Origin of the sequence: Methylobacterium isbiliense, assembly GCF_022179325.1 — a bacterium.
In the GTDB taxonomy this organism is placed as follows: Bacteria; Pseudomonadota; Alphaproteobacteria; order Rhizobiales; family Beijerinckiaceae; genus Methylobacterium; species Methylobacterium isbiliense.
The window spans coordinates 104,650-131,520 of sequence record NZ_BPQQ01000040.1; the positions used below are offsets into that span (position 1 = coordinate 104,650).

The 26,871-nt window shown below is 72.8% G+C and carries 26 protein-coding genes; 15 read left to right on the forward strand and 11 right to left on the reverse strand.

Features of this window, described 5'->3' with window-relative positions; all coding sequences use genetic code 11:
* The first annotated feature begins 68 nt into the window (after nt 1–68).
* Nucleotides 69–527, forward strand: coding sequence for a hypothetical protein (locus tag MFF61_RS17690; protein ID WP_238236592.1), 459 nt, complete (start codon nt 69–71; stop codon nt 525–527).
* On the opposite strand, the gene MFF61_RS17695 is transcribed toward MFF61_RS17690, so the two are convergent.
* On the reverse strand, nt 490–1,470 hold the full coding sequence (locus tag MFF61_RS17695) for an extensin-like domain-containing protein (RefSeq protein ID WP_238236599.1): 981 nt from the start codon (nt 1,468–1,470) through the stop codon (nt 490–492). The two genes, MFF61_RS17690 and MFF61_RS17695, sit on opposite strands and share 38 nt — an antisense overlap.
* Before the next feature lie 81 nt (nt 1,471–1,551).
* Nucleotides 1,552–2,553 carry a hypothetical protein gene (locus tag MFF61_RS17700; RefSeq protein ID WP_238236600.1) on the reverse strand — a complete coding sequence of 334 codons (1,002 nt, stop codon included), beginning with the start codon at nt 2,551–2,553 and terminating at the stop codon, nt 1,552–1,554.
* Between the two features lie 480 nt (nt 2,554–3,033).
* Between MFF61_RS17700 and MFF61_RS17705 the strand changes: the two genes are divergently transcribed.
* From MFF61_RS17705 to MFF61_RS17715, 3 genes are read left to right on the forward strand one after another with little or no spacing between them, the layout of a single operon-like run.
* On the forward strand, nt 3,034–4,101 hold the full coding sequence (locus tag MFF61_RS17705) for an ABC transporter permease (RefSeq protein WP_238236601.1): 1,068 nt from the start codon (nt 3,034–3,036) through the stop codon (nt 4,099–4,101).
* Nucleotides 4,102–4,103: 2 nt separating this feature from the next.
* Nucleotides 4,104–5,048, forward strand: a complete 945-nt coding sequence (locus MFF61_RS17710) for an ABC transporter permease (protein ID WP_238236602.1) — start codon at nt 4,104–4,106, stop codon at nt 5,046–5,048.
* A gap of 26 nt (nt 5,049–5,074) precedes the next feature.
* Nucleotides 5,075–6,367, forward strand: coding sequence for an amidohydrolase family protein (locus tag MFF61_RS17715; protein WP_238236604.1), 1,293 nt, complete (start codon nt 5,075–5,077; stop codon nt 6,365–6,367).
* A 51-nt stretch (nt 6,368–6,418) separates the two neighbouring features.
* On the opposite strand, the gene MFF61_RS17720 is transcribed toward MFF61_RS17715, so the two are convergent.
* Complete coding sequence (locus tag MFF61_RS17720) at nt 6,419–6,862, reverse strand: Ros/MucR family transcriptional regulator (protein ID WP_238236605.1); 444 nt, start codon at nt 6,860–6,862, stop codon at nt 6,419–6,421.
* 383 nt (nt 6,863–7,245) lie between these two features.
* On the opposite strand from MFF61_RS17720, the gene MFF61_RS17725 reads away from it, so the two are divergent.
* The 3 genes from MFF61_RS17725 to MFF61_RS17735 all read left to right on the forward strand — a co-directional run bounded on the left by MFF61_RS17725 (nt 7,246) and on the right by MFF61_RS17735 (nt 9,998).
* Nucleotides 7,246–8,541: an MFS transporter gene (locus MFF61_RS17725; RefSeq protein ID WP_238236606.1), complete on the forward strand. Its 1,296-nt coding sequence runs from the start codon at nt 7,246–7,248 to the stop codon at nt 8,539–8,541.
* Complete coding sequence (locus MFF61_RS17730; protein WP_238236608.1) at nt 8,534–9,409, forward strand: amidohydrolase family protein; 876 nt, start codon at nt 8,534–8,536, stop codon at nt 9,407–9,409. The genes MFF61_RS17725 and MFF61_RS17730 overlap by 8 nt, the downstream gene beginning before the upstream one ends.
* 166 nt (nt 9,410–9,575) lie before the next feature.
* Entirely contained in the window at nt 9,576–9,998 is a 423-nt protein-coding gene (locus tag MFF61_RS17735) for a tellurite resistance TerB family protein (RefSeq protein ID WP_238236610.1), read from the forward strand.
* Between the two features lie 166 nt (nt 9,999–10,164).
* Here MFF61_RS17735 and MFF61_RS17740 read toward each other — a convergent pair whose 3' ends face one another.
* From MFF61_RS17740 to MFF61_RS17755, 4 genes are all read right to left on the reverse strand, one after another.
* Nucleotides 10,165–11,601 (reverse strand): pyridoxal phosphate-dependent decarboxylase family protein, encoded by a 1,437-nt coding sequence (locus tag MFF61_RS17740; RefSeq protein ID WP_238236612.1) that lies wholly within the window; start codon nt 11,599–11,601, stop codon nt 10,165–10,167.
* A gap of 156 nt (nt 11,602–11,757) precedes the next feature.
* Nucleotides 11,758–12,636, reverse strand: a complete 879-nt coding sequence (locus MFF61_RS17745) for an SIR2 family NAD-dependent protein deacylase (protein WP_238236613.1) — start codon at nt 12,634–12,636, stop codon at nt 11,758–11,760.
* 97 nt (nt 12,637–12,733) lie between these two features.
* Nucleotides 12,734–13,624: a manganese catalase family protein gene (locus MFF61_RS17750; RefSeq protein WP_238236614.1), complete on the reverse strand. Its 891-nt coding sequence runs from the start codon at nt 13,622–13,624 to the stop codon at nt 12,734–12,736.
* Between the two features lie 250 nt (nt 13,625–13,874).
* Nucleotides 13,875–15,212 carry an NAD(P)/FAD-dependent oxidoreductase gene (locus MFF61_RS17755; RefSeq protein WP_238236616.1) on the reverse strand — a complete coding sequence of 446 codons (1,338 nt, stop codon included), beginning with the start codon at nt 15,210–15,212 and terminating at the stop codon, nt 13,875–13,877.
* Nucleotides 15,213–15,431: 219 nt separating this feature from the next.
* Here MFF61_RS17755 and MFF61_RS17760 point away from each other — a divergent pair, with 219 nt between their 5' ends.
* Nucleotides 15,432–15,797 (forward strand): hypothetical protein, encoded by a 366-nt coding sequence (locus MFF61_RS17760; RefSeq protein ID WP_238236617.1) that lies wholly within the window; start codon nt 15,432–15,434, stop codon nt 15,795–15,797.
* 6 nt (nt 15,798–15,803) lie between these two features.
* On the opposite strand, the gene aqpZ is transcribed toward MFF61_RS17760, so the two are convergent.
* Complete coding sequence (gene aqpZ / locus MFF61_RS17765; RefSeq protein ID WP_238236618.1) at nt 15,804–16,538, reverse strand: aquaporin Z; 735 nt, start codon at nt 16,536–16,538, stop codon at nt 15,804–15,806.
* 195 nt (nt 16,539–16,733) lie between these two features.
* A complete protein-coding gene (locus tag MFF61_RS17770) occupies nt 16,734–17,822 on the reverse strand; it encodes an inositol-3-phosphate synthase (protein WP_238236619.1) in 1,089 nt (362 codons plus the stop codon).
* A 304-nt stretch (nt 17,823–18,126) separates the two neighbouring features.
* Here MFF61_RS17770 and MFF61_RS17775 point away from each other — a divergent pair, with 304 nt between their 5' ends.
* Complete coding sequence (locus tag MFF61_RS17775) at nt 18,127–18,585, forward strand: MaoC family dehydratase (protein WP_238236620.1); 459 nt, start codon at nt 18,127–18,129, stop codon at nt 18,583–18,585.
* A gap of 10 nt (nt 18,586–18,595) precedes the next feature.
* On the opposite strand, the gene MFF61_RS17780 is transcribed toward MFF61_RS17775, so the two are convergent.
* Nucleotides 18,596–19,639, reverse strand: coding sequence for a LacI family DNA-binding transcriptional regulator (locus MFF61_RS17780; RefSeq protein WP_238236621.1), 1,044 nt, complete (start codon nt 19,637–19,639; stop codon nt 18,596–18,598).
* A 279-nt stretch (nt 19,640–19,918) separates the two neighbouring features.
* Here MFF61_RS17780 and ltnD point away from each other — a divergent pair, with 279 nt between their 5' ends.
* From ltnD to otnK, 3 genes are read left to right on the forward strand one after another with little or no spacing between them, the layout of a single operon-like run.
* On the forward strand, nt 19,919–20,830 hold the full coding sequence (gene ltnD / locus MFF61_RS17785; protein ID WP_373324727.1) for an L-threonate dehydrogenase: 912 nt from the start codon (nt 19,919–19,921) through the stop codon (nt 20,828–20,830).
* Between the two features lie 52 nt (nt 20,831–20,882).
* On the forward strand, nt 20,883–21,674 hold the full coding sequence (gene otnI / locus MFF61_RS17790; RefSeq protein ID WP_238236624.1) for a 2-oxo-tetronate isomerase: 792 nt from the start codon (nt 20,883–20,885) through the stop codon (nt 21,672–21,674).
* On the forward strand, nt 21,671–22,939 hold the full coding sequence (gene otnK, locus MFF61_RS17795) for a 3-oxo-tetronate kinase (RefSeq protein WP_238236625.1): 1,269 nt from the start codon (nt 21,671–21,673) through the stop codon (nt 22,937–22,939). Before otnI ends, otnK begins: the two co-directional genes overlap by 4 nt.
* Nucleotides 22,940–23,015: 76 nt before the next feature.
* Here otnK and guaD read toward each other — a convergent pair whose 3' ends face one another.
* Nucleotides 23,016–24,392, reverse strand: coding sequence for a guanine deaminase (gene guaD, locus MFF61_RS17800; RefSeq protein WP_238236627.1), 1,377 nt, complete (start codon nt 24,390–24,392; stop codon nt 23,016–23,018).
* A 310-nt stretch (nt 24,393–24,702) separates the two neighbouring features.
* On the opposite strand from guaD, the gene hemH reads away from it, so the two are divergent.
* The 3 genes from hemH (at nt 24,703) to MFF61_RS17815 (ending at nt 26,871) form a co-directional block, all read left to right on the forward strand.
* Entirely contained in the window at nt 24,703–25,782 is a 1,080-nt protein-coding gene (gene hemH / locus MFF61_RS17805) for a ferrochelatase (protein WP_238236628.1), read from the forward strand.
* A gap of 10 nt (nt 25,783–25,792) precedes the next feature.
* Nucleotides 25,793–26,455 carry an O-methyltransferase gene (locus MFF61_RS17810; protein ID WP_238236629.1) on the forward strand — a complete coding sequence of 221 codons (663 nt, stop codon included), beginning with the start codon at nt 25,793–25,795 and terminating at the stop codon, nt 26,453–26,455.
* A gap of 110 nt (nt 26,456–26,565) precedes the next feature.
* Nucleotides 26,566–26,871 (forward strand): hypothetical protein, encoded by a 306-nt coding sequence (locus MFF61_RS17815; RefSeq protein ID WP_238236632.1) that lies wholly within the window; start codon nt 26,566–26,568, stop codon nt 26,869–26,871.

The following is a 26,871-nucleotide window of genomic DNA, read 5'->3' on the forward strand; positions in this document are numbered from 1 at the left end:
CGCGGCGCGACCGCCCGGGCCGCAACTCCGCCCTTGCGGGTTCCGTCCGGCTCAGCTAGAAAGAACATATGGCGAACAGACGGGCATTGTCCTGGTCGGCGGCGATGCGGGACATCGAGAACGATCGGTCGAGGAGGTCGGGCGTGCGCGAGGAACGGCTCAGGGCGACGATGAACCTCCGCGGCACGCCGGCCCTGCCGCTGAGCGCGTGGCGCGGGCAGTCGGGCCGGCGCTACGTGGTGGGCATCCACGGTCTCGACGCGGATGCGGCCGAGATCGGCGCCGCGGTGGTGATCGCGGTGCGCCGGGACGGCGGTGGCACGGCGGAACTGCTCGATGTGGCGGCGGTGGGCGACAGCCCGCGGGAGCGGCTCGGCGGCTGGCTGCGCCGCGCCCGCGCCCGGGGCGCCACCGAGATGCACGTCCACCGCCTCGCCGAGGGCGAGGCCGAGCGCAAGGCCGTGGTGGCGGATCTCGGCGGCACGGCGGTCAGTAGATCGGTCCGGACGACCATGCGGGACTGGTGAGGGGCAGCGGCGCGGCCTCCGGCAACTCGTCCGGGGCCGTCGCGTAGCGCGGCGGCGCGGGGCGGGGTGCCGCCACCGCGGGCGGCGGGGCGGGAGCCGGCGTGCGGGCGACGCGGCTCGGGCCCGGCGCATGGCGCGAACTCATCGGCGTCACGCCATAGGGATCGTCCTCCTCCACGTCGATCGGCGCCGGCTCGGGCGCGGGCTGCCACGCCGGAGGCTTCCTGCGGATCGGCGAGGCGGGCGTGCCGGGGGGCGGCAGCTGCGGCTGGAACTTGATCAGCGGCTTGCAGATCCGGCGCAGGCCGCGCGGGTCGTGGCGCGCCAGATCGAGATGCAGGTGGTCGTAGTGGAAGGCGTCCGAGCCTGGCGCCAGCACGGTGGTGAAGTGGTTGCAGGCCCCGAGGAAGACCTCGCGCAGGAAGGCCTGCTCGGCCTCGGTGCCGCGCCAGCCGCCCTTCACCGTCACCACGTAGCCGTCCGCGAAGCGGAAGGACATCACGTCGACCGCGTTGCCGAAGGCATGCTCCGAGAGCTTGGCCCCGACCTGGTTGTTGCGGCCGCGGCAGGCGTAGGAGCCGGAATTGATCTCGACCACGGGCTGCCCGAAGTAGAGCGTCGCCGCCGGCTGCACCGTGCCGTGCAACCACGCCTCCACCTCCGGGATGATCGGGCAGGCGAGCGTCATGCGCTGCTTGAGGGCCACGGTGCCGCCCGCGAGCCGCGTGACCCGGAAGGGCTGCACCATCCCGCACACGCCCGGGCCGTCGATCTCCTTCATCGGCACCATGTCCTCGCCGGCCTTGACGAGGCCGCGGGCGAGGCAGGTCTGTTCCGCCTGCGTGCGCCAGGGTTCGCGCTGCTCAAAAGTCTTGAGCGCGCATCCGGTAAGCCCCAGGCCGAAGAGCGTGAAGGCTGAGAACGCAACGATGCCACGACGCATGGCGCCGACAATGCGCGCGATGCCGTAAACGATTGGTCAACCGTGAGTGGCGGACCCGTGCGTCATCCTGGGGCGTCCGGTTCAGGCCTTCACCGAGACGTGGACGTGCCGCGTATCCTCGTAGAGGACCCAATCGAAGCGCGACTCGACAGCCAGCCTCGCGAGCCGGCCCAGTTTCGCGCCGTCGACCGGGAACGTGGTGATGTCGGCCGCCCGGCCCTCGTAGTGGAGCGCCTGGGGGGAATGCTCGTCGTTCTCGTCCCAGGCTTCCGTGACGCGCAGCTTCACCCCGCTCCATTCCTGCGCGACGCGGTCGGCCAGCGTGTCCAGGCATGCCTGAAGCTTGGGCGACATCATCCTGTCGGCGCCGGTGCCTTCCTCGTCCTTGAACACGATGTCCGGGTTGGTGTTGGAGACGAGGAGCGCGAACTCGGGGTCGCCGCGCCGGATCCTTTTCCTGATCCGCCCCGAAGCCTCGGCCTCGGACGTGTCGGGAACCTTCTGGCCGGGCCTCAATGCGGAGTCGAGCGCGAAGGTCTGGGGGGCCTCGTCGTCGCGGCGCGCGCCGGCGCGCGCCGCGCCGCTCTCGCTGCCCTTGCCGCCGAACGCCGGGTTGGTGCCCGGATTGATCCCGAAATACGCGTAGGCGGCGGAGACGGCGAGGCCGAGCCACGTCGTTCCGATGTCGGACAGGGTCTGGTTGATCTTCGGGTAGATCATCAGGCCGACGACGAGGGCCGCCAAGCCCGTGGCGATCCAGGCGAGCAGGTACAGCACCGCGACGCCCGTCACCGCGTAGCCGCCCAGCCGCGATGCCGGCGTGAACGCGGCCACCGTGGGCGCCTTGCCGGGTTCCGTGACGCTCAGCTGCGCGATCACCAGCGCGGACACGAGGCCGCCGACGGTCGTGACGACGTAGACGAACCCTTCGCCGATCAGTGGATCCTTCGGCGGCACGCAGGGATTGGCAGCCGCGCAGAAGCGCGTGACCTCACTCACCATGTAGAAGGTCGACGAGGTGAACAGCATCAGCAGGATCACGGCGACCAGCGCGCCGAAGATCGCTCCGACCGGTGAGCTCATCGCACCCGCTCCCCGCATGTGCATCTTGCGACGACGTTGATGGGACCGTGCCAGAAGTGCATTATCAATGCAACCAAAAATAGTATGCGCGAATGCGAGAGTAGCGCATTTCCCGGGCATGGTGCCGACGCCGGCCGTTCTGCCTCTCTGCTGACCTGTGCGCGCGTCGTCGGCCGATGAGGAGGGCGGTAGAGTCCCGTGCTCCACGATCCGTGCTGCGCTCCATCCCGATCGGCCGATGCGCAGGCCCCCGTGGCGCGGCTTCCCCTCGGACGCCGCCGACGGTGCGCACCGGAGCGATCCTGGCGACCGGCCGGGATCCCCGCCGAACCACCGGGTCCGGGTCGCGATCGGCCCGCAACGTCCGACCGCGGCGAGACCCGACCGGCGCATCTGCGGCAGATCCTTCGCCGGAGGCCTGACATCCCGCGCGGCGCGGCTATGCTTGCGGCGACCTGAACCGCCGGGAGTGAGCGCATCGTGATCCGCCTGCAGCCGCGCAGCGAGACGCCGCGCCTTCTCGCCCTCGCGGTGCCGGTGGCGGCGGCGCTCGCGGCGCTGGCGCTGGCGGCGATCCCGCTCGCGCTCGCGGGCGCGCCGATCGGGCGGGCCTACGCCACCATGCTGGAGGGGGCGTTCGGCTCCCGCTTCGCGCTGGCCGAGGTGCTGACCCGCGCCACCCCGCTCATCTTCACGGGGCTGGCCGCCGCCGTGGCGTTCCGGGCGCGCCTCTACAACATCGGGGCGGAGGGGCAGCTCTACCTGGGCGCCCTGGCGGCGGTGGCCGTGGGGGCGGGCGCGGTCGACGGCCCGCCCGCCCTGGTGACCCCGCTGGTCCTCGCCGCGGGGGCGCTCGCGGGGGCCGCCCTGATGCTCGGGCCGGCTCTGGCGCGGGTCCTCCTCGGGGCGGACGAGGTCGTCACCACCCTTCTCCTCAACTTCGTCGTGCTCCTCCTCGTGCAGATGATGATCGAGGGGCCGATGAAGGACCCGATGAGCCTCGGCTGGCCGCAATCCGAGCCGCTGATCGACGCCGCCCAATTGCCCAAGCTGATCGAGCGCACGCGGCTCCATGCCGGCCTCCTCGGCGCGCTCGCCTGCGCCCTGGCCGTGCACGTCCTCCTGTCGCGCACGGTGGCCGGCTACGCCATCCGGGCGGTCGGGGCGGCCCCCGCGGCGGCGCGCTTCGCGGGGCTGCCGGTCGCCGGCACGCTCGTGGGCGTGGGCGCGCTCTCGGGCGCCCTCGCCGGGCTCGCGGGGGCGGGCGAGGTCGCGGGCGTGAAGGGCTTCCTCGCCGCCGACCTCTCCCCCGGCTACGGCTATGCGGGCATCGTGGTGGCGATGCTGGCGGGGCTCTCGCCGCTGGGCACCGTGGCGGCGGCGTTCTTCGTCGCGGCGGTGTTCGTGGGCGCGGATTCGATGAGCCGGGCCGTCACGGTGTCGAGCTACATCGCCAACCTGATCGTCGCGATGGCGCTGATCGCCGTGCTGGTGGCGGGGATCCTCACCCGCTACCGGGTCCGCCTCGCCCGGGCCGGGAGCGCCTGACCATGCAGACGGCCCTCGACATCCTGCTCACCGTCTCGTTCTGGGCCGCGGCCCTGCGCATCGCCACGCCGCTGATCTTCGGGGTGGCCGGCGCGGTGCTGTGCGAGCGCGCGGGCGTGCTCAACCTCGGCATCGAGGGCATCATGACGGCCGGCGCCATGACGGGCTGGCTCGTGGTGCATCTCGGGGCCGGCCTGTGGGGCGGGGTGCTGGTCGCGGCCCTGACGGGGGCGCTGCTCGGCCTGCTCGTCGCCGGGCTCACCGTGTCGCTCGGCCTGTCGCAGCACGTGAGCGGGCTCGCCGTCACGCTGCTCGCCACCAGCGCGTCCTATTTCGGCTACCGCCTCGCGCTCCCGGCCGCCGCGGACCCGCCGCGGATCGTGCCCTTCGCGCCCCTCGACCTGCCGGTCCTGTCGGACCTGCCGGTGCTCGGCCCCGTGCTGTTCCGCCAGACCGCGCTCACCCTGCTGGCGCTCGGCGTGATCGCGCTCCTCGCGTGGTTCCTCGCCCGCACGCCGCTCGGCCTCGCCGTGCGGGCGGTGGGCGAGAACCCGGCCGCCGTGGAGGCGCAGGGGATCGACGTGCACCGCCTGCGGATCGGCGCGGTGGTGGCCGGCTCCGCCCTGATGGCGGTGGGCGGCGCCTTCCTGACCCTCTCGGCCTTCAACGCCTTCTTCTTCGAGATGGTCGCCGGGCGCGGCTGGATCTGCATCGCGCTCACCGTCTTCGCCGGCTGGCGGCCGGCCAAGGCGCTCCTGGGGGCGGTGCTGTTCGGCGCGTTCGACGCGTTCCAGGTCCGGCTGCAGCAGGTCGCGGGCGGCGCGGTGCCGGGGCAGGTCTTCCTGATGCTGCCCTACCTCCTGTCGATCGCGGCCCTGCTGGTGGGCGCCCGCAACGCCCGGGCGCCGAAGGCCCTGATGACCCCCTATATCCGCGGCGAGCGCTGAGGCGCGGCGATCACGAGGGCGCTGCCATGGACATCGATCTCATCGTCCGCAACGCCACCCTGCCGGACGGGCGCAGCGGCCAGGACATCGCGGTGGCGGGCGGGCGCATCGTCGGGCTCGAACCCCGCATCCCGGCGACCGCGCGCGAGGAGATCGACGCGGGCGGCAACCTCGTCGCGCCGCCCTTCGTCGACTGCCACTTCCACATGGACGCGACGCTCTCCCTCGGGCGCCCGCGGCTCAACGAATCCGGCACGCTCCTGGAGGGCATCGCGCTCTGGGGCGAGCTGAAGCCGCTCCTGACGGCCGAGGCGGTGATCGAGCGGGCGCTCGCCTACTGCGACCTCGCGGTGGCGCAGGGCCTGCTCGCGGTGCGCAGCCACGTCGACGTCTGCGACGACCGGCTGCTCGCCGTGGACGCGCTCCTCGACGTGAAGCGGCAGGTCGCCCCCTATCTCGACCTCCAGCTCGTCGCCTTCCCGCAGGACGGCTACCTGCGTTCGCCCACGGCCGCGGCGAACCTGGAGCGCGCCCTCGACCGTGGCGTGGAGGTGGTGGGCGGCATCCCGCATTTCGAGCGCACCATGCCGGAGGGCGCCGAATCGGTGCGCCGCCTGTGCGAGATCGCCGCCGCGCGGGGCCTGCGGGTGGACATGCATTGCGACGAGACCGACGACCCGCTCTCGCGCCACGTCGAGACGCTCGCCGCCGAGACGGTGCGGCTCGGGCTCCAGGGGCGGGTGGCGGGCTCGCACCTCACCTCCATGCACTCCATGGACAACTACTACGTCTCGAAGCTCCTCGCCCTGATGGCGGAGGCGCGCCTGCAGGTGGTGGCCAATCCCCTGATCAACATCGTGCTCCAGGGGCGGCACGACACCTACCCGAAGCGCCGCGGCCTGACCCGGGTGCCGGAGCTGCGGGCGGCCGGGCTTCAGGTCGCCTTCGGGCAGGATTGCTGCATGGACCCGTGGTACAGCCTCGGCTCCGCCGAGATGCTCGACGTCGCCCATATGGGCCTGCACGTCGCCCAGACGACGAGCCGCGAGGCGATGCGCGAAGCGTTCGAGGCGGTGACGACCCGCGCCGCCGCCGTGATGGGGCTGGCGGATTACGGGCTCCATGTCGGTGCCCACGGCGACCTCGTGCTGCTCCAGGCCCGCGACCCGATCGAGGCGATCCGCCTGCGCCCGCCGCGGCTCGCGGTGGTGCGCCGCGGCCGGGTCGTCGCCCGCACCCCGGCCCGGGTCGCGGCCTTGAGCCTGGAAGGGCGGCCGGGCCGGGTCGATCCGGCCGCCTACGCGCCGGCCGCAGGGTGACGGGGCCGATCCGGCGGCGGAGGCCCGGCAGGCGGAGCGGCCGGCCCGGGCTCACGTCCCGTCGGCCGCCCCGTCCGGCTTGCGGCGGCGCCGCTGCTGGCCCAGGCCGAGGCTGCGGGCGAGCTGCGAGCGCTGCTCCGAATAGCCCGGCGAGGTCATCGGGTAGTCGGGCGGGAGGCCCCACTTCGCCCGGTAGGCCGCGGGCGTCAGCCCCCTGAGGAACAAGTGCCGGCGCAGGGTCTTGTAGGGCTTGCCATCCTCGAAGCTGATGAGGGCCTCGCGGGTGATCGAGCGGCGGATCTCATATGCACTCGCCTTCGCGACCGCCTGTACCTGCGCGGTCTTCCCGCTGCTGGCCTCTCTCATGGCCGCGAAAACATCGGTGATCAGCTTCGTCAGATCCTCGGGCTGCAGGGTGTTGTGGCTGGCAAAAGCCGAGACGATGTCGACGGTACGATCGAGGATTTCGTTGTGGCTGCGGTTGAGCTCGGTCATACGTGCAGAACCTAAGGATGCCTCGGTGAGCGCGATTCAGCTACAAGTAGCGCGTCGGCCGTGATCGGAAAAGTCGTTCTAATGTCCAAAGATTCTCCTAGGGCAGCGGCCGGGATGGGTCTGCCGTCGCATCGTGCACTGACGAACATCGCAAAGGTGTTTTCCGGTTCGGCGGGCGGGATCGCCGCGGGAGAGCCGGCCGGGAGGGATTGCCTGCCTGTGCGGCAGGCACGCTATGCACGACCCGGACCGGCAGTCGGCGGAGCCCCGTCGAAAACCCGTGTCGGAACAAGATGCTAGGCAGGTTCGCGGCGGTGCGCCGACGGGAGCCGGCCCGGTGTGGCAGCAAGGGCCCGGCGAAGGCCCGCAGCGAGGAGCGCCCGATGAGTTCCACCCCAGCCGCCGACAGCGTCCGGGTGCCGGTCGAGGATGCGAGCCTCACCGCCTTCTACCGCGACATGACGGTGCCGGAGCGGCGCACCTTCTGGGCCTGCGCGGCCGGCTGGGCGCTCGACGGCATGGACTTCATGATCTACCCGCTGGTGATTGGCACGATCATCAAGTTGTGGAGCGTGGACGCCGGCACGGCGGGGCTCGCCGCCACCGTGACGCTGCTGGCCTCGGCGCTCGGCGGCTGGCTCGCGGGCTACCTCGCCGACCGCATCGGCCGGGTGCTGACGCTCCAGATCACCATCCTGTGGTTCTCGTTCTTCTCGCTGGTCTGCGCCTTCGCGCAGAACTTCGAACAGCTGCTCGTCTGCCGCGCGCTGCTCGGCCTCGGCTTCGGCGGCGAGTGGGCGGCGGGCGCCGTGCTGATGGGCGAGACCATCCGGGCCCAGTACCGGGGCCGGGCCGTGGGCTCGGTGCAGTCGGGCTGGGCGGTGGGCTGGGGCCTCGCGGTGCTGGCCCAGGCGGTCCTGTTCTCGCTCCTGCCGCCCGAGACGGCGTGGCGGTGGATGTTCGTGATCGGCGCCTTCCCGGCGCTCCTCGTGTTCTACCTGCGCCGCTACGTCGAGGAGCCGCAGGTCGCCGTCGAGACGCGCGCCAAGGCCGCGGCGGCGGGCGACCGCCCCGCCATCTGGGAGATCTTCTCCGGGCCGATGCTGCGCACGACCGTGCTCGCCTCGCTGATGGCGGCGGGCTGCCAGGGCGGCTACTACGCCGTCACCACCTGGCTGCCGCGCTTCCTCACCACAGAGCGCGGCCTCTCCATCGTCTCCTCCACCGGCTACCTGGCGGCCCTCATCATCGGGTCGTTTGCCGGCTACCTCGTCGGCGCGTGGCTCGCCGACCGCCTCGGGCGCCGGCCGCTCTTCCTGATCTTCTCGCTCGGCGCCATCGCGGTCATCCTGGCCTACACGCAGCTGCCGCTCTCGAACGCGGTCCTGTGGGTGCTGGGCTTCCCGCTCGGCTTCTTCGCCTCGGGCTACTTCTCGGGCATGGGCGCCTTCCTCACCGAACTCTACCCCACGCGCCTGCGCGGCTCGGGGCAGGGCTTCTGCTACAATTTCGGCCGCGGCATCGGCGCCCTGTTCCCGGCCCTGGTCGGCTACATCTCGGCCGGCATGTCGCTGGCCTCGGCCATCGCGATCTTCGCGGCGGTGGCCTACGGCGTCTTCTTCCTCGCCGCCTTCGCGCTGCCGGAGACCCGCGGAAAGGTTCTGCACGCCGATGCCTGAGATCCGCGACTGCCCCGGCCCCGACCCGCATCCGCGCGGGCCGTCCCGCTTCACGGTGCCCCACGGCGCCGTGGATGCCCATGCCCACGTGATCGGCCTGCCGCCGGAGCATCCCTTCGTGCCGGCGCGCAGCTACACGCCTCCCGCGGCGACGCCGGAGGCCTACCTCGCGATGCTGGACGCCACCGGCATGACCTACGGGGTGCTGGTGCAGGTGAGCGTCCACGGCACCGACAACCGGCTGATGGTCGAGACCCTGCGGGCGAACCGCGTGCGCCTGCGCGGCATCGCGGTGATCCCGCCGGGGCTGCCCGAGCGCGACCTCGCGGCCCTCCAGGAGGCGGGCGTCGTGGGGCTTCGCCTCAACGTGCTCTATGGCGGCGGCATCGGCTTCGAGGCGCTGGAGACCTACGGGGCGCTCGCCCGCGAGATGGGCTGGCACCTGCAATTCCTGGTCGACGCGCGGCACCTGCCGCCGCTCGCGCCCCGGTTCGCCCGGCTGCCGGTGCCCTTCGTGGTCGATCACATGGGCCACATGCCGACGCGCGCAGGCGTCGGCGACGCGGGATTCCGCACGCTGGTCGCGCTGGTGCGGGACGGGGCCTGGGTGAAGCTCTCGGGAGCCTACCGCCTCACGGGCGAGGACCTGCCCTACCGCGACACGATCCCCTTCGCGCGGGCGCTGCACGATGCGGCGCCGGAGCGCTGCGTCTGGGGCTCGGACTGGCCCCACGTGGCGCAGTGGCAGCCGATGCCCAATCCCGGCGACCTCCTCGACCTCCTCACCGACTGGGTGCCCGACGAGGCGGCCCGCCACCGCGTCCTCGTGGACAACCCGGCCCGGCTCTACGGCTTTCCGGGCGCCTGAGGACGACCCGCATCCCCCCTTACGTCTTCGCTCGAAGAATCATCCCGAAAGACAAGAAATAAATGCTCGCGCCTGTCTGACCGCAAGTCAATCGACAGAGCGAGAGCGTTCGCCTATAAGCCGCCCTGCGTCGGCAAGCACGCGACGCCCCCTGCAGGGAGACCCGATGATGTTCAACATGTTCAAGTCGCAAGTGTCCCTTGAGCTAACGCCGCGCAACTGCCTGGCGGTGTCGCTGATCTACTGCATGGCGTCGGACGGCGAGTTGGACCCCGAGGAAGTCGGTCATCTCATGTCGGTGCTCGGCCGCAACACCACGCGCCAGCAGCTCGATGCGGTCCTGCGCTATGCCCGCGCCACCCGCCCGCCCGAGTTCCTGGCCGCCGCAGCGCCGAACCTGCGGCCGGAGCAGCGGCTCTGCATCATCCTGAACATGATCGACAGCGCGATGGCGGACGGCGAGGCCGAGCCGGAGGAGCAGCAGCTGATCATGCAGTTCTCGCAGGCCTTCGGCCTGACGGAGAACGACCTGACGCCCTACTTCCGGACCCTGGTGGCCAAGAACGACCGCTCCGTGCTGGACCGCTGAGCGCCCTTCCGGTCGAGCGCCTGCACCACGCGCCTCTCTCCTGGCCCGGGCGACCGGACCGTCGCCGACGGCGGACGCTCCGGTCGCCCGGGAGAGAGGGCGGCGGCCATCGTCGCGAGGCGCCAGTCCCGTTCGCCGAACCGGTGGTCGCGCCCGCGACCGGGGTTCAGCGGGCGGTCCCCGCCTCCTCGCGCCGCAGTGCCCCGGCGATCTCCTCCACCGCCTGCCACGCCGTCAGCACGTCCTCCCGGGTCGTGGTGGTCTGGCCAATCTGGAAGCGGATGACGAAGCGGCCGTCGTGCCGGGTCTGGGTCAGGTAGGTGCGGCCGTCGTCGTTGATCCGCGCGAGCAGCCGCTCGTTGAGGGCGTCGAGGTCGCCCGCTCCCCCTGGCGCGTACCGGAAGGTGAGGAGCGACAGGATCGGGCCAGTGACGAGTTCGAAATCGGGATGGGCCGCCACGCGCTCCGCCAGCTCCCCCGCCCACGCGACGTGGCGGCGGATCATCTCCTGCAGGCCCGCGACCCCGTAGGAGCGGATCACGAACCACAGCTTGAGGGCGCGGAAGCGCCGGCCGAGCGGCACCGACCACTCGCTGTAATCGGTCACGCCCTCGTGCCCGAGGGTGCGCAGGAAGGGCGGGCGCAGGCCCAGCGTGTCGGTGAGCGCGCCCGGGTCGCGCACGAAATGCGCCGAGCAGTCGAAATGCGTGAACAGCCACTTGTGCGGGTTGAACACGAGACTGTCCGCCGCCTCGGCTCCCCGCATCAGGTCGCGGAACTCGGGGCAGATCATGGCGCTGCCGGCCCAGGCCGCGTCCACGTGCAGGAACAGGCCGTGGCGGCGGGCCACCCGCGCCACGGCGTCGATCGGATCGCAGGCGCCGATGCTGGTGCCGCCGAGGCAGGCCACCACCGCGGCCGGCAGGCGCCCCGCCGCGCGGTCGGCGACGATCGCCGCCTCCAGTGCCTCCGGGTCCATGCCGTGGAGCGGACCCGCGACCGGGATGCGCACGAGATTGGCATCGCCGATCCCGGCGATCCGCACCGCCTTGTCCACCGAGGAATGCACCTGCGCCGAGGCGTAGACCCGCACGGGCGCCCGTCCGGCGAGCCCGTCGCGGTTGCCCGCATGGCCGAGCGCCCGCTCGCGGGCGGTGAGCAGCGCCGCCAGCGTGGCGCCGGAGGCCGAGTCCTGGATCACCCCCGAGAAGCCGGCGGGCAGGCCGATCATCGCCCGCAGCCAGTCGGTGACGCGGCTCTCCAGCTCGGTGGCGGCCGGCGAGGTCTGCCAGAGCATGCACTGCGCCGCCATCGCGGCGGTGACGAACTCGGCCACCAGCGAGGGCGGGCTGGCATTGGCCGGGAAATAGGCGAAGAAGCGCGGGTGCTGCCAATGCGTCATGCCCGGCAGGATCAGGCGGTCGAGATCGGCGAAGATCGCCTCCATCGGCTCGCCGGCCTCCGGCGGCGCGGCGGGCAGCTGCCGGAAGATCTCGCCGGGCGCGACCTGCGCCCGCACCGGCCGGTCGCCGACGCCCGCGAGGTAATCCGCCGACCAGTCGGCCGCCCGGTGCGCCCAGCGGCGCAGATCGTCCTCGTCCATGCCCGATCCTCCCGGCCGCCCTTCTAAGCAGATTTCGCAAAAGTGGTCGCCGGTTTTGCGATCAAAATCTGCGACGAAACAAGAACCTAAGCGGACGAAGCGTTGGCTTGCCAACGCAAGTCTGCTTAGCAGGTATGGACCGCCGGGCGACCCGGCTCAGGCGCCGCCCTTCGCCTCGCCCTTCTCCTCGCCCAGCGCCCGTACCCGGTCGCGCAGGCCGGTCAGGAAGGTGGCGAGCGCCGCGCCCGGCTCCTCGCCCTCGCCCGCGAGCGTGGTGATGCCCCATTGGGCCAGGACGGCCGCCTGGACCGGATTGTGGCGGGCCATGAACACGAAGGACCGCGGGCGGTCGCGCTCGAAGCCGGAGGTGCTCCACGTCCGCCACAGCCGGTGGAGCAGCAGGCGGATGTTGAGGTCGCCCATGCTGTAGCCGACGAACAGCACCGTCTTGCCGAGCGCGTCCGACCGGAACTTGATGTCGAGCGGCGTGTCGAAGCCCAGCCGGTTGAAGTAGTCGGTCTCGGTGATGACCAGCGACTGGTCGTCGTCGAAGTCGCCGTGGAACTTGACGATCTGCGGCACGCCCTCGCGGGCGCGGGCGATGTCGCGCCCGTTGGCGATCTTGACATAGGGCCGGCCCGCCGCCTCGTAGGCGGCCTCGACGCTGCGGTCGTAGTTCGTCGTGTAGATGATCGGGAAGTCGAGGTCGAGGACGAGGCGGTGCAGGCAGGAGTCGCGGATGCGCTCCTCGGGGATCCGCCAGCTCCGGTCCATCCAGCTGCGCAGCGGGCCGATGCTGCCCTGCCGGATCCGGTAGTACTCGGCGAGCGCGCTGTAGGTGCTGGCGGAATCGGAGACGAGGTCCTCCGGCAGGTCGAGTTCCGCGGCCATGTGGCCGATCAGCTCGCGCCAGGACGGCAGCCCGATGCTGATCGACAGCCCCGCTCCGGCGAATAGGATGGCGCGCCGCTCGTGCACCGCATGCGCCAGGTCGTCGATGACGGCGACGGCGGGGTGGAACGAAGCGGCGTCCATGGGCTCCTCATGCGGCGGCGCCCGCGCGCAGCGGGCGGCCGCTCGACGTCTCGGCGGGAGGCCGGCGTCCCTCGGCGGAGCGACGCCGGCGCGGGGATCACACCTTGCTGTTGGTGACCGGCGGCTCGGTCATCTGCTCCTTCTGGGCGCCGGAATCCGGCCGGGCGGGGCCGAGCACCGGCTCCTCGCCGAGGGGTTCGAACGCCTTGAAGTGGAACTGGCCGCGCCCGTCGATGGACGGGCCCTCGCTGTAGCGGCCGGGCGTCACCGGCGTGCCGCTGCGCTCGGTGCCCATGAACATGTAGCTGAACTCCTGCGCCTCCTTCGACTGGTCGAAGCTGTTGGGCACGGGCAGCGACTCGCGCAGGCCGCCCAGATCCTCGATCACGGCGAGCCATTGCTGCTGGTGCATCGTGTCGCGGGCGATCAGGAAGCGCAGCATCTCCTGCATGCCGGTATCGTGGGCGGCGTTGAACAGGCGCACGGCCAGCGTGCGGCCGGTGGCCTCGGCCGCCACGTTGGCGAACATGTCGCCGACGAGGTTGCCGCTCGCGTAGACGTGCGAGCAGTCGAAGGGCACGCCGTCGCAATTGGCGGGGAACGCCGCCATGCCGGTCGAGAGGATGTGGCGGTGGAGCATGCCTTCCACGACGTGGCGCGGGCGCTCGCCCCCGCTCATCACCGCGCCGACGATCGGATTGGCCTGGGCGGTCGTCTCCTGCAGGGTCGCGGGCGCGTTCTCGAGGTTGAGGGCCACGGCGGTGGCCAGCATCTCGATGTGGCCGATCTCCTCGGTCGCGGTGTTGAGGAGCACGTCCCGGTACTTGTTGTCGGGGCCGCGCGCGCCCCAGGCCTGGAAGAAGTACTGCAGGCAGACGCGGATCTCGCCCTCGATCCCGCCGATCGCCTGCTGGAGCTGGCGGGCGAAGATCGGATCGGGCTTCTCGACCCGCACCGGATATTGCAGGCGCTTGTCGTGGTAGTACATCGGGGCTCTCCTGATCGAGGGTCCGGGCAGCCGCGCCTCGCGCACGATGATACTGTTATGGAGTATCTGGCCGCCTGCCGGTCCAACGTCTCGCCGGAGCCTCGGTTCGCGCCCGATCCGCGGCCGCACGGCGAAAAGAAAGGCCCCGCCGGCGGCGTGCCGGGCGGGGCTTGAGGAAGCGGGGAGGGGATCCGATGAAGGTCAGCCTTCCAGGCCTCAACCGGCCGCGGGGTCTCGTGTTCCGCGCCGGTCAGGCCTGCTGGTGGCGGGCCGCGGCGGCCTCCTCGCGCTCCGAGATCAGCCGGGCGCCGCGCTGATAGGTCACGTAGGCCCACAGCCAGCGCAGGGTGACGACGAGGCGGTTCTGGAAGCCGACCAGCAGGTAGACGTGGGCGATGCCCCAGACGAGCCACGCCGGGAAGCCCTTGAGGCTGACTCGGTCCCACTGGACCACGGCGGAGTTCCGGCCGATCACCGCGAGGTTGCCGCGCGAGCGGAACCGGAACGGGGCCGGCCTCTGCCCGGCCACGAGGCGCGCCCGCAGGGCCTTGCCGAGATAGTGCCCCTGCTGGTGGGCCACCTGGGCGAGGCCCGGCAGCGCCGAGCCGTCCTCGGCCCGGGCCATCGCCACGTCGCCGAGCGCGTAGACGTCGCTGAGGCCCTCGACCGCGAGATCGGGGCCGACCCGGATATGGCCGCCGCGCTCGGTCGCGACCCCGAGCCACTGCCCGGCGGGCGAGGCCTGCACCCCCGCGCCCCAGACCATGGTGGCGGCCGGGATCCGGCTGCCCTTCACGGTGACGCCGACCTCGTCGATCGCCTCCACGGGACTCAGCGTCATCACTGTGACGCCGAGGCGTTCGAGGGCCTTCGTCGCGTAGGCCGAGAGGTGCTCCGGAAAGGTGCCGAGGATGCGCGGCGCGGCCTCGATCAGCAGGATGCGCGCCCGCGTCGGATCGACGGCGCGGAAGTCGCGGGCCAGGGCTTGGCGCGACAGGCCCGCGATGGCGCCCGCCATCTCGACGCCGGTCGGCCCGCCGCCCACCACCGCGAAGGTCGTCAGGCGCTCCCGCTCCGCCGGATCGCTCGTCCGCTCCGCCCGTTCGAAGGCGAGCAGCACCCGCGCGCGGATCGCCCGGGCGTCGTCGAGGGTCTTGAGGCCCGGGGCGTGGCGCGCCCAGTCGGCATGGCCGAAATAGCTGTGCGTCGCCCCGGTGGCGAGCACCAGGGTGTCGTACGCAATGGCGCCGCCGTCGCGCAGCCGCACCTGGCGCTCCGCCCGGTCGACCCCGTTCACCTCGGCCAGCAGCACGCGGATGTTGCGGTGGCGGCTGACGATGCGGCGGATCGGCTCGGCCACCTCGCCCGGCGACAGCACCGCGGTGGCGACCTGATAGAGCAGCGGCTGGAACAGGTGGTGGTTGCGCCGGTCCAGCAGGGTGACGCGGAGGCCCGCGACGCTGCCGAGTTCCTGGGCCACCGCGAGGCCGCCGAAACCGCCGCCCACGATCACCACGTGATGGTCGCCGTCCGCCTGGGCGGGGGCGGGATCCGGCGGCGTCCGGCTGCGGTCGGTGGGATCTGCCATCGGGGCTGCGGCCTCCTGCGCGTCGCCGTCCCCCGTCCGGCGGGCGCGCGGCGCCGACCGTCAACAAGGGACGCGCAGGCGATGTTCCTGGTGCGACGGTCCTGGGGCGATGGTCCCGGGCGCGGATGCCCGGTGCCCCGGGGCGAATGGCGGCGCGTCCGGAACGCGACCGGCCCCCCGCGGTTGTCGCCCCACATCACCCCTCCGACGAGGCGGAGCATGGCCGAATCCCACGCCGACCTTCCCCCGACGCGCACGATCCAGCCGATCGATCCGCCGCCGCCCTCAGCCGCCTCGACGACGGCGCAGCTCAAGGCCGACATCGACAGCGGGCGCACCGGCGACAAGGCCGAGGTCTTCGACCCCGGCCTCTCCCCGCTCGGCACCGACGACGAGGCCGCCGGCCACCCGCCCTCGCCCGAGCGTGTCAACCTCGCCCGCAAGGCGGAGGGGCAGGACCGCTTCGCGGGCGGCGCCGAGCGCGCGAGCTACGCCCACCACCGCCAGAACAAGGCCCAGTGGGGCTTCGTCGCGTTCATCGTGCTCGCGGCGCTGATCTTCGTGTCGGTCTACTGGCTCAAATAGCCCGGGTCAGGTTGTGCGGGCGGTCGGGGCCACCCCGGTGACCTGCGCGGAAGGTTCTTCGCTGAGCCAGCGGTAGAGCACGCCGCCGAGCACGCCGCCGATGAGCGGGGCGACCCAGAACAGCCACAGCTGCGCCAGCGCCCAGCCGCCCACGAACAGGGCCGGGCCGGTGCTGCGCGCCGGGTTGACCGAGGTGTTGGTGATCGGGATGCCAACGAGGTGGATCAGCGTCAGGCAGAGCCCGATCGCCAGCGGCGCGAACCCCGCCGGTGCCTTGCCGTGCGTCGCCCCCATGATCACGAACAGGAACATCATGGTCAGCACGACCTCGGCCAGGAAGCCCGAGACGAGGCCGTACTTGCCGGGCGAGTGCTCCCCGTAGCCGTTGGCCGCGAAGCCCTTGGCGAGGTCGAAGGCGGGCGAGCCGCTGGCGATGGCGTAGAGGAGCGCGGCGGCCACCACCGCGCCCACGACCTGCGCGGCGACGTAGGGGCCGATGTCCCGGCTGGGGAAGCGCCCGCCCGCCGCGAGCCCCAGCGTCACCGCCGGGTTGAGGTGGCAGCCCGAGACGTGGCCGATCGCGTAGGCCATCGTCAGCACGGTCAGTCCGAACGCGAAGGACACGCCGAGCAGCCCGATCCCGACCTCCGGGAAGCCTGCCGCGATCACCGCGCTGCCGCAGCCCGCGAAGGTCAGCCAGAAGGTGCCGATCGCCTCGGCCACGCATTTGCGAAACATCATCACCTGCTCCCCGCATCGATATTGATCGAGAGCCAAGCCGACGAAGTTGTCGTTTGTTGATTATGGGCCGATGGCCGGAACGGCCTGTCGTACCGGGCGGCAGAATACCCCCGGCCCGCTCCATGGCAAGGGCGCAAAACGCGAAGATGCCGACTGATCGCGCGAACGCGATCCCCGATCGGGCGCGGCCCGCGCTCAGCCGGCCTCCGCCTCCCCGGCGACGAAGTGCAGCGTGCGCCGCCGTGCCTCCTCGTCGGTGAATTGCCGCGGCGGCGACTTCATGAACCAGCTCGACGGGCCGATCAGCGCGCCGCCGAGGCCGCGGTCGCGGGCGAGCCCCGCGCAGCGCACCGCGTCGATGACGATCCCGGCCGAGTTCGGCGAGTCCCAGACCTCCAGCTTCAGCTCCAGGTTGAGCGGCACGCCCCCGAAGGCCGTGCCCTCCAGGCGGATATGCGCCCATTTGCGGTCGGACAGCCACGGCACGTAGTCGCTCGGGCCGACATGGATGTCGCCCGGCGCGAGCGCGTCCGCGAGCTGGCTCGTGACCGCCTGGGTCTTGGAGACCTTCTTCGATTCCAGCCGCTCGCGCTCCAGCATGTTGCGGAAGTCGGCATTGCCGCCGAAGTTGAGCTGGTAGGTGCGGTCGAGCCGCACCCCGCGCTCGCGGAAGAGGTTGGCGAGCGCCCGGTGCACGATGGTGGCGCCGACCTGGCTCTTGATGTCGTCGCCGATCAGCGGCAGGCCCCGGGCCGCGAAGCGCGCCCGCCACTCGGGATGGGAGGCGATGAAGACGGGGATGCAGTTCACGAAGGCGCAGCCCGCCGCGAGCGCCGCCTCGGCGTAGTGCTCGGTGGCGGCCTGCGAGCCCACCGGCAGGTAGGAGACGAGCACGTCGGCCCGCGCCTCCGTCAGGATGGCCGCGACGTCGACCGCCGGCTCGGGCGATTCCGCCACCACGTCGCGCAGGTAGCGCCCGAGCCCGTCGAGGGTCGGCCCGCGCCGGACCGTGACCCCGGTCGGCGGCACCGCCGCGAAGGTCGCGGTGTTGTTGGGGGCGGCCCCGATCGCCTCGGCGAGGTCGCGCCCGACCTTGGGGGCGGCGATGTCGAAGGCCGCCACCACGGCGACATCCGCCACATGGTAGCCGCCGAGCACCACGTTCATCAGACCCGGCACGGTCTCGCCGGGCGTCGCCGCGCGGTAGTAGTGCAGGCCCTGCACGAAGGATGAGGCACAGTTCCCGACGCCGGCGATCGCGACCCGCAGCTTCCTCTGTCCCAACGCACGAACTCCTTGCGGGCGAGGCGGCCCGGCGGCGACGCGCCGGAGCCGGGAGACAAGGGCGGTGCCGGTCTCGCGTCCGGCGCCGCCCGGGAAAGTAGAACACTCTCCCGGAGTATCATCCCCCCGGGTGCAACGATCCGCGCAGCGCCGGCCCCGTCCGGATTCCGCCGTCCGTCGAGACAGGAGAACGGCACCGGCGATCCCCCGGCGGCCGAGAGGGGCGGTTCGGTCTCGCGCAATCCCGCGACATGACCTATCCGCAGCCGGGCGCCCCCTCGTGCGCGGGGCCGGGAGGACCAGGATGCAGGCATTCGACGGACCCGAGGCGCTGAGCGCGGCCCTGGGCCAGGAGATCGGAATCGGCGAGTGGATCACCGTCGACCAGACGATGATCGACCGCTTCGCCGAGGCGACCGGCGACCACCAGTGGATCCATGTCGATCCGGAGCGGGCGGCGCGGGAATCGCCCTACGGCGCCACCGTGGCGCACGGCTATCTCACGCTCTCGCTGGTGCCGCGCTTCATCGCCGGCGTGCGCCGGCTGGAGGGGCTGCGGCTGAGCCTCAACTACGGGCTCGACCGGGTGCGGTTTCCCGCGCCCGTCATCGTCGGCGCGCGCCTGCGCGGCCGCGTGCGCCTGAGCGCCGCCCTGCCGGTGCCGCCGCGGGGCCTGCGTGTCACCTACGCGGTAACGGTGGAGATCGACGGCCAGGAGCGCCCGGCCTGCCTCGCCGAGGCGGTGGTGCTGCACCAGTGGTGAGGGGTGAGCGTCACGCCGTCGCCCCGGCGATCAGCTCGAAGCCGAGATCGACCACGGTGGCGGGGGCGTCGGCGCTGAGCAGCCGGGCCGCGGTGGCGCCGGCCTCCACGCGCGGGGTGCGGATGGTGGCGAGCGGCTGGGGCATCAGCCGGCCCACATCGAGCCCGTTGTAGCCGAACAGGGCGAGGCGGTCCGGCACCGCGAGGCCGGCGGCGAGGCAGTGGAAATAGCCGCCGAGCGCCATGTCGTCGTTGGAGAAGTAGACCGCGTCGACGCCGCGCGTGCGCGCGAGCAGGGCCGCGAGGCCGCTGCGCCCGGCCTCCACCGAGGAGGGGGCGGGGATGCGCTCCTCGCCGGCCAGCCCGAGGCCCGCCTCCGCCAGGGCGGCCCGGAACCCGTCGTAGCGCTTGGCCGCCCGGCGGTCCCGGGTGAGGTCGTGGCCCAGATAGGCGATGCGCCGGTAGCCCCGCCCGACGAGGTGGCGGGCGCTCGCCTCCCCGGCGGCCCGGTTGGAGTAGCCGACCACGATGTCGAGGCCGCGCCCGTCGATGTCGAGCAGTTCGGCCACGCGCACGCCGCTCGCCATCAGCCGCCGCACGGTGCCGGGATTGTGCTCCAGCCCGGTGACGATCAGCCCGGCCGGGCGCCAGCTCAGCAGCGAGGCGACCAGGGCCTCCTCCCGGTCCTGGTCGTAATCGGTGACCGCGATGACCGATTGGAAGCCCTCGGCGTCGAGGGCCGCGGTGGCGCCGCGCAGGAGGTCCGGGAAGACGATGTTGGTGAGCGAGGGGATGACGATGCCGATGAGGCGCGAGCCCGTCGAGGCGAGGGTTCCGGCGATGCGGTTCGGCACGTAGCCGAGGCGGGCCACCGCCGCCTCCACCTGCGCGCGGGTCCGGGCCGAGAACGAGCCGTGGCTGCGCAGCACCCGCGAGACCGTGCTCTCGCCCACCCGTGCCTCGCGGGCCACGTCCGCCAGGGTCACGGGCCGGCGGGGTGCGGCGTCGCGGGCCGTCAGCGCGGCGGGGCGCTGCGGTCCCTCGTGGTCCTCCATGCATCCTCCCGGCGGCCGTCCGGGGCTTGAGCGCCCGGGCACCACGGCGCGGGCACGATGTCACGTCTTCAGCCGGGGCTCAACGCATCGCCAGGGCGGCGGATTGGCAGCGCTGCCAATCCTTGTTACGCAGACGCATCCCGGCTTGCCGGTTCGGGTGGCTGGTCATCGGCCGCCGTCGTGTCAGATTGCTCCCGCGCCGCGCTCAACGACGGCGCGGCATTCGGGAGGGAGAGCGCCGCCATGAGCACAGGCATGAGCACAGGCATGGGCACAGGCATGAGCTCAGCCGTGAGCGACACGTCCGTTCGGACCGCCGTCATCGGCCTCGGGTCGATGGGGTGCGGCATGGCCCTGTCGCTGCACCGGGCCGGGCTGTCGGTCGTGGGCTACGACGTCGATCCAGCCGGCGTGGCGCGCTTCGCGGCCGAGGGCGGACAGGGGGCGTCGAGCCCCGCCGAGGCCGCCGCCGGCGCCGCCATCGTGGTCTGCGTGGTGGTGAATGCGGCCCAGACCGAGGCGGTGCTGTTCGGCGAGGGCGGGGTCGCCGCCGCCATGCCGGAGGGCGCGGTGTTCGTCTCCTGCGCCACGATGGACCCGGCGGTGGCCCGCCGCCTCGCGGCCCGGCTGGAGGGCACGGGCCGCCACTACCTCGACGCGCCGATCAGCGGAGGGGCGCAGCGCGCCGCGGACGGCGCGCTCACCATCCTGGCCTCGGGCAGCGGGGCGGCCTTCGCGCGGGCGCGGCCTGCGCTCGATGCGATGGCCGCCACCCTCTACGAGCTCGGCGACGCGCCCGGCCAGGGCGCCGCCTTCAAGATGATCAACCAGCTGCTGGCGGGCGTGCACATCGCGGCGGCGAGCGAGGCGATGGCCTTCGCGGCCCGCCAGGGCCTCGACCTCAAGCGCGTCTACGAGGTGATCACCGCCTCGGCCGGCAATTCGTGGATGTTCGAGAACCGCATGACGCGGGTGCTCACGGGCGACTACGCGGCCCGCAGCGCCGTCGACATCTTCGTGAAGGATCTCGGCATCGTCCAGGACATGGCGAGGGCGCAGACCTTCCCGGTGCCGGTGGCCGCCGCGGCGCTGCAGATGTTCCTGATGGCCTCCGCGGCGGGCATGGGGCGGGACGACGATTCCTCCGTGGCCCGCCTCTACGCGCAGGTGACCGGCACGGCGCTCCCCTAGGGGATCGGCACCGCAGCCACGAGAGACCGGCACGAGAGACCGGGAGGAGACCATGCCGCGCTTCGCCGCCAACCTCACGCTGATGTTCACCGAGCACCCCTTCCTCGACCGCTTCGCGGCGGCCGCGGAGGCCGGGTTCACGGCGGTGGAGTTCCTGTTTCCCTACGAGCACCCGCCCGAGGCGATCGGTGAAGCCCTGCGCCGCCACGGCCTGACGCAGGCCCTGTTCAACCTGCCGCCCGGCGACTGGGCGGCGGGGGAGCGCGGCATGGCCGCCCTGCCAGACCGCTTCGAGGAGCTGAAGGCCGGCGTCGAGCGCGGGCTCGCCTACGCGGCCGCGACCGGCGTGAAGCGCCTGCACCTGATGGCCGGCATGGCCGACCGGGCCGATCCGGCCGCCCGCGGCGCCTTCCGTCGCGCCGCCGCCTGGACGGCGGAGCGCCTCGCCCGCGAGGGGCTCGACGTGGTGCTGGAGCCGATCAACGGCCGCAACATGCCGGGCTACTTCCTGAACGACTTCGGGTACGCGGCGGCGGTGATCCGGGATCTGGCCCTGCCGAACCTGAAGCTGCAGTTCGACCTCTACCATTGCCAGATCCTGCACGGGGACGTGACCATGCGGCTGCGCGACCTGATGCCGATGATCGGCCACGTCCAGACCGCGAGCGTGCCCGACCGGCACGAGCCCGGCAGCGGCGAGATGAACGACGCCTTCCTGTTCGCCGAACTCGACCGGCTCGGCTACGACGGCTTCGTCGGCTGCGAGTACAATCCCCGGGCCGGCACGGCGGCGGGTCTCGGCTGGTTCGCCCCCTACCGCGCCGGGCAAGGAGGCCGCGCATGACCCTGGTCCTGGGCTGCATCGCCGACGACTACACCGGCGCCTCCGACCTCGCGAACACCCTCACCAAGGCGGGCCTGCGCACGGTCCAGACCATCGGCGTGCCGGGCGAGGGGCTGGACCTGCCCGCCACCGACGCCGTGGTGGTCTCGCTCAAGAGCCGGTCGATCCCCGCCGCGCAGGCGGTGGCGCGGTCCCGCGAGGCGGAAAGCTGGCTGCGCGCCCGGGGCGCCGGCCACGTGATGTTCAAGGTCTGCTCGACCTTCGATTCCACCGATGCGGGCAATATCGGCCCGGTCACCGACGCGCTGCGCGAGGAGGCGGGCGCCCGGATCGCCCTCGTGACGCCGGCCTTCCCGGAGACCGGACGCACCGTCTACCAGGGCCACCTCTTCGTCGGCGCGGTGCCGCTGCACGAGAGCCCGCTCAAGGACCATCCCCTCAACCCGATGCGGGATTCGAACCTCGTGCGGGTGCTGGCGCGCCAGAGCCGGGCCGGGGTCGGGCTCGTGGACCTCGCCACCGTGGCGCGCGGCGCGCAGGCGGTGCGGGCGCGCCTCGATGCGCTGGCGCGGGAGGGCAAGGGGGCGGCGATCGCCGACGCGGTGTTCGACCCGGACCTCGCGGTGCTGGGCGAAGCCATCCTCACCGATCCGGTCTCGACCGGGGCCTCGGGGCTCGGGCTCGGCCTCGCGCAGGCCCTGGTGGCGAGCGGCCGGGTCCGGGCGGCGCCGGCCGGCACCGCGCTGGGCGATCCGGTCGGCGGGCCGGCGGCCTGCCTCGCCGGCAGCTGTTCGCAGGCCACCCTCGGGCAGGTGGCGGCAGCCGAAGCCGTGATGCCGGTGCGCCGCCTCGATCCCGAGCGCCTGCTCGCCGGGCCGCAGGAGGCCGAGGAGGCGCTGGCCTGGGCGGCGGAGCGGATCGGGGCCGGCCCGGTGCTGATCGCGTCGAGCCAGAGCCCCGAGGCGGTGACGGCCCTCCAGGCCCGGCACGGCCGCGACGCGGCCGGCCACGCCATCGAGGCGGCGCTCGCCGGCATCGCGGCGGGCTTGGTCGCGCGCGGCGTGCGCCGCCTGGTCGTCGCCGGCGGCGAGACCTCGGGCGCGGTGGTGGACACGCTCGGCCTCACCGCGTTCCGGGTCGGCCCCGAGATCGCGCCCGGCGTGCCGGTGCTCGCCACCGTGGCGGGCGACATGCGGCTCGCCCTCAAGTCGGGGAATTTCGGCGGCCGCGACTTCTTTGCGGACGCGCTCGCGCTGATGCCCTGAGCCGATCGGCACGCCGAGCCGGCCGGAGCGCACCCGGTCGGCCGGCCGGGCGTGGCGCGGTCCCGGGCCGAGGGCGTCAGGAGGCGCCGGGGTAGCGGAACGGGTCGGGCGTGCGGGCCGCGTCGTACACGCACTCGCCCGCCACCCAGGTGGCCCGCACGGCGCGCTCGTCGCCCAGCGTCATCAGCACGAACAGCACCTCCTCGATGCTCTCGCAGCGCGCGGTGCGGTGGGCGAGGAGGGGCGTGGCCGCGAGGTCGAGGACGCACAGATCCGCGTCGTGGCCCGGAGCCAGGCGGCCGATGCGGTCCTCCAGATGCAGGGCCTCGGCGCCCCCGAGGGTGGCGAGGTAGAAGCCCTTGAGCGCGTCGAGGGCGGTGCCGCGCAGGGCCGCGACCTTGTAGGCCTCCCCGAGCGTGCGCAGCGGCGACAGGCTGGTGCCCGCCCCCACATCGGTGCCGAGCCCCACCCGCACCGGGCGGCGCGGATCGAGCGCGTCGAACAGCCGGAAGAGGCCGCTGCCGAGGAAGAGGTTCGAGGTCGGGCAATGGGCGAGCGCCGCCCCGGCGGCGTGGCAGGTGCAGAAATCCGCTTCCTCCACGTGGATGGCGTGGCCGAAGACCGAGCGGCGCCCGACGAGGCCCGCATGGGCGTAGACGTCGAGGTAGCTCGACCGGGCCGGGAAGAGGTCGCGCACCCAGGCCACCTCGGCCGGGTTCTCGGCGAGGTGCGTCTGCAGGAAGAGGTTGTGGTGCTCGCGCAGCAGCGCGCCGGCCGCGTCGAGCTGCGCCTCCGTGCAGCTCGGCGCGAAGCGCGGGGTGACGGCGTAGTGTTGGCGCCCCCGCCCGTGCCAGCGCCGGATCAGCGCGAGGCTCTCCGCATAGCCCCGCTCCGCATCGTCCCGCAGGGCCTCCGGGGCGTGGCGGTCCATCAGCACCTTGCCGGCGACCATGCGGGTGTTGAACCGCTCGGATTCCGCGAAGAAGGCCTCCACCGAATGCGGATGCACCGTGCAGTAGACCGCCGCGCTGGTGGTCCCCGCCGCCAGGATCTCGCGGAAGAACAGCGCCGCGGCGGCCTGCGCGTGGGCGGGATCCGCGAAGGCGAGCTCGGCCGGGAAGGTGTAGCGGTCGAGCCAGGCCAGCAGCTGCTCCCCGTAGGCCCCAATCATCCCGACCTGCGGGTAGTGGACGTGCGCGTCCACGAAGCCCGGGGCGATCAGCGCGGCCTCGTAGTGCACCGGCACGACGCCGGCGGGCACCCGCGCGGGATCGTAGGGGCCGAAGGCCGCGATGCGCCCGCCCTCGATCAGGATCAGCGCGTCCGGGTGGTGGACGAAGCACGCCTCCGCCGGCGCCAGGAACGGACTGCCCGAGAAGCTGATCGCCGGGCCGCGGATCGCGCGGGGGCGGGAGGGCGAGGTGGCTGCCAAGATGTCGGTCTCCCGCGGCACGACGGTATCGGATCCCGTCACCGTCGAGGCGGGGTGCGGGACGAGGGCTCCAGCCGGCAGGCCAGGGAACCGCAGACGCCGCTCGTCCTCAAGCCGGTCCGGGTCGCGTCGCGGTCCGGCACCCGTGCCGTAGGGGCACCCCAATCAGGTTCAGGGCCAGCGGGCCCTGCGGGCGCGCGTCGCAGCCGCCGTCCCGGCCCCCGCCCCGGGCTGCTGCGACAGGCCGCGTTGGATCGCGCCCCGCGCGCGCTATCTAAGGTGCGGTGCGGACTGACCGCGGCGAACCCGCGGCGAAGACATCTGGACGGACATGAACGAGGTGACGAAGACCGCGGTGCTGGAGCGGGGCGCCACGCCGCTCGCGCCGGCAACGGCGCCCCTGCCGGCCGGCCACCCCACGGTGGCCTGGGGGCGCATCGGCGTGCTGCTGATGAATCTCGGCACGCCCGAGGGCACCAGCTACTGGCCGATGCGGCGCTACCTCAAGGAATTCCTCTCGGACCGCCGCGTCATCGAGGTGCCGCGTGCCATCTGGTGGCCGCTCCTCAACCTCGTGATCCTCACCAAGCGCCCGGGGCCGAAGGGCCGCGACTACGCCTCGATCTGGAACACCGAGCGCGACGAGGGCCCGCTCAAGACGATCACGCGCAGCCAGGCCGAGAAGCTCCAGGCCGCGATGGGTGACCGCGTCGTCGTCGACTGGGCCATGCGCTACGGCAAGCCCGAGGTGGAGGCCCGCATCCAGGCGCTCCTCGACCAGGGCTGCGACCGCATCCTGCTGGTGCCGCTCTATCCGCAATACGCCGCCGCGACCTCGGCCACCGCCTGCGACCAGGCCTTCCGGGCGCTGATGAGGATGCGCTGGCAGCCGACCGTGCGCGTCTCGCCGCCCTATCACGACGATCCGGTCTACATCGACGCGGTGGCGGCGGCGATCCGGCGCGACCTCGACGCGCTCGACTTCGAGCCCGAGGTGATCCTGACCTCGTTCCACGGCGTGCCGAAATCCTACCTGCTCAAGGGCGACCCCTACCATTGCCAGTGCGTGAAGACCGGGCGGCTGATCCGGGAGGCGCTGGGCTACTCGCCCGAGCGGATGCGGGTGACGTTCCAGTCCCGCTTCGGCAACGAGGAATGGCTCAAGCCCTACACGGACGAGACCGTCAAGGAACTCGCCGCGCAGGGGATCAAGCGTCTCGCCATCGTGGCGCCCGGCTTCACGGCCGACTGCCTGGAGACCCTGGAGGAACTCGACGGCGAGAACCGGCACTACTTCGAGGAGGGCGGCGGCGAGCATTTCGCCTACCTGCCCTGCCTCAACGACGGGCTGGAGGGCATGCGGGTGATCGCCCACATCGTGCAGCGCGAGCTGCGCGGCTGGATCGACTGAGGGGGCGGCCATGACGGTCGATCCGCGCTGGGAGGAGGTCGACCGCTACCTCGTCGACCGGCTGATCCCGCCGGATGCCGCCCGCGACGGCGCGCTCGCGGCGAGCGGCTCCGCGGGCCTGCCGCCGATCGCGGTGGCGCCGACGCACGGCAAGCTCCTGATGCTGCTCGCGCAGGGCATGGGCGCGCGGCGCATCCTGGAGATCGGCACCCTCGGCGGCTACTCGACCCTCTGGCTCGCCCGCGCGCTGCCGGCGGGCGGGCGCCTCGTCACCATCGAGGCCGATCCGCGCCACGCCGCGGTGGCGCGCGGGAGCTTCGCCCGGGCCGGCCTGGCCGGAATCATCGACCTGCGGGAGGGCCGCGCCCTCGACGTGCTGCCGACGCTCCGGGGCGAGGGGCCGTTCGACTTCGTCTTCATCGACGCCGACAAGCCGTCGAACCCCGACTACGTCGCGCACGCGCTCACCCTCGCGCGGCCCGGCACCCTGATCGTCCTCGACAACGTGGTGCGCCGCGGCGCCGTCACCGACCCGGCGGGGGACGAGGCGGTGCAGGGCGTGCGCCGCGCCCTCGACCTCGTGGCGGCCGAGCCCCGCCTCGACGCCACGGTGATCCAGACCGTGGGCGAGAAGGGCTGGGACGGGTTCGCGCTGATCCGGGTGGTGGGCTGAGCATCTCGCGCAATCGGCGGCCGCTGTCGCGAAGCCCGACGGGCGCGGGTGCGCAACGCGGGACCGCCCGGGGCCGTTATGGGCACGACCCCGAAGCCGGAGACGCCACGATGCAAGACCTCATCGCCGCACTCATCTCGTTCTTCCTCATCGATCCCCTGCAGGCGGAGATGGCCGACAAGCTGCGGGCGGCCCGCGCGCCGCAAGCGGTCGTCAGCGACCTGACGGCCTGCGCCCAGGCGGCCAAGCCGGCGATCGTGGACCGTGCCACGGGCGACCCCTGGTGGGCGGTCTCCAGCGTCGTCCAGGTCTGGATCGGCACGGCGCAGCCCGACGCGGTCCTGGCCGACACGGCGCCGTCCTGCCGGCCCGCCATCGAGGCCGCGCGGTCGTTCTGGCAGGGCCGCGCGACCTGA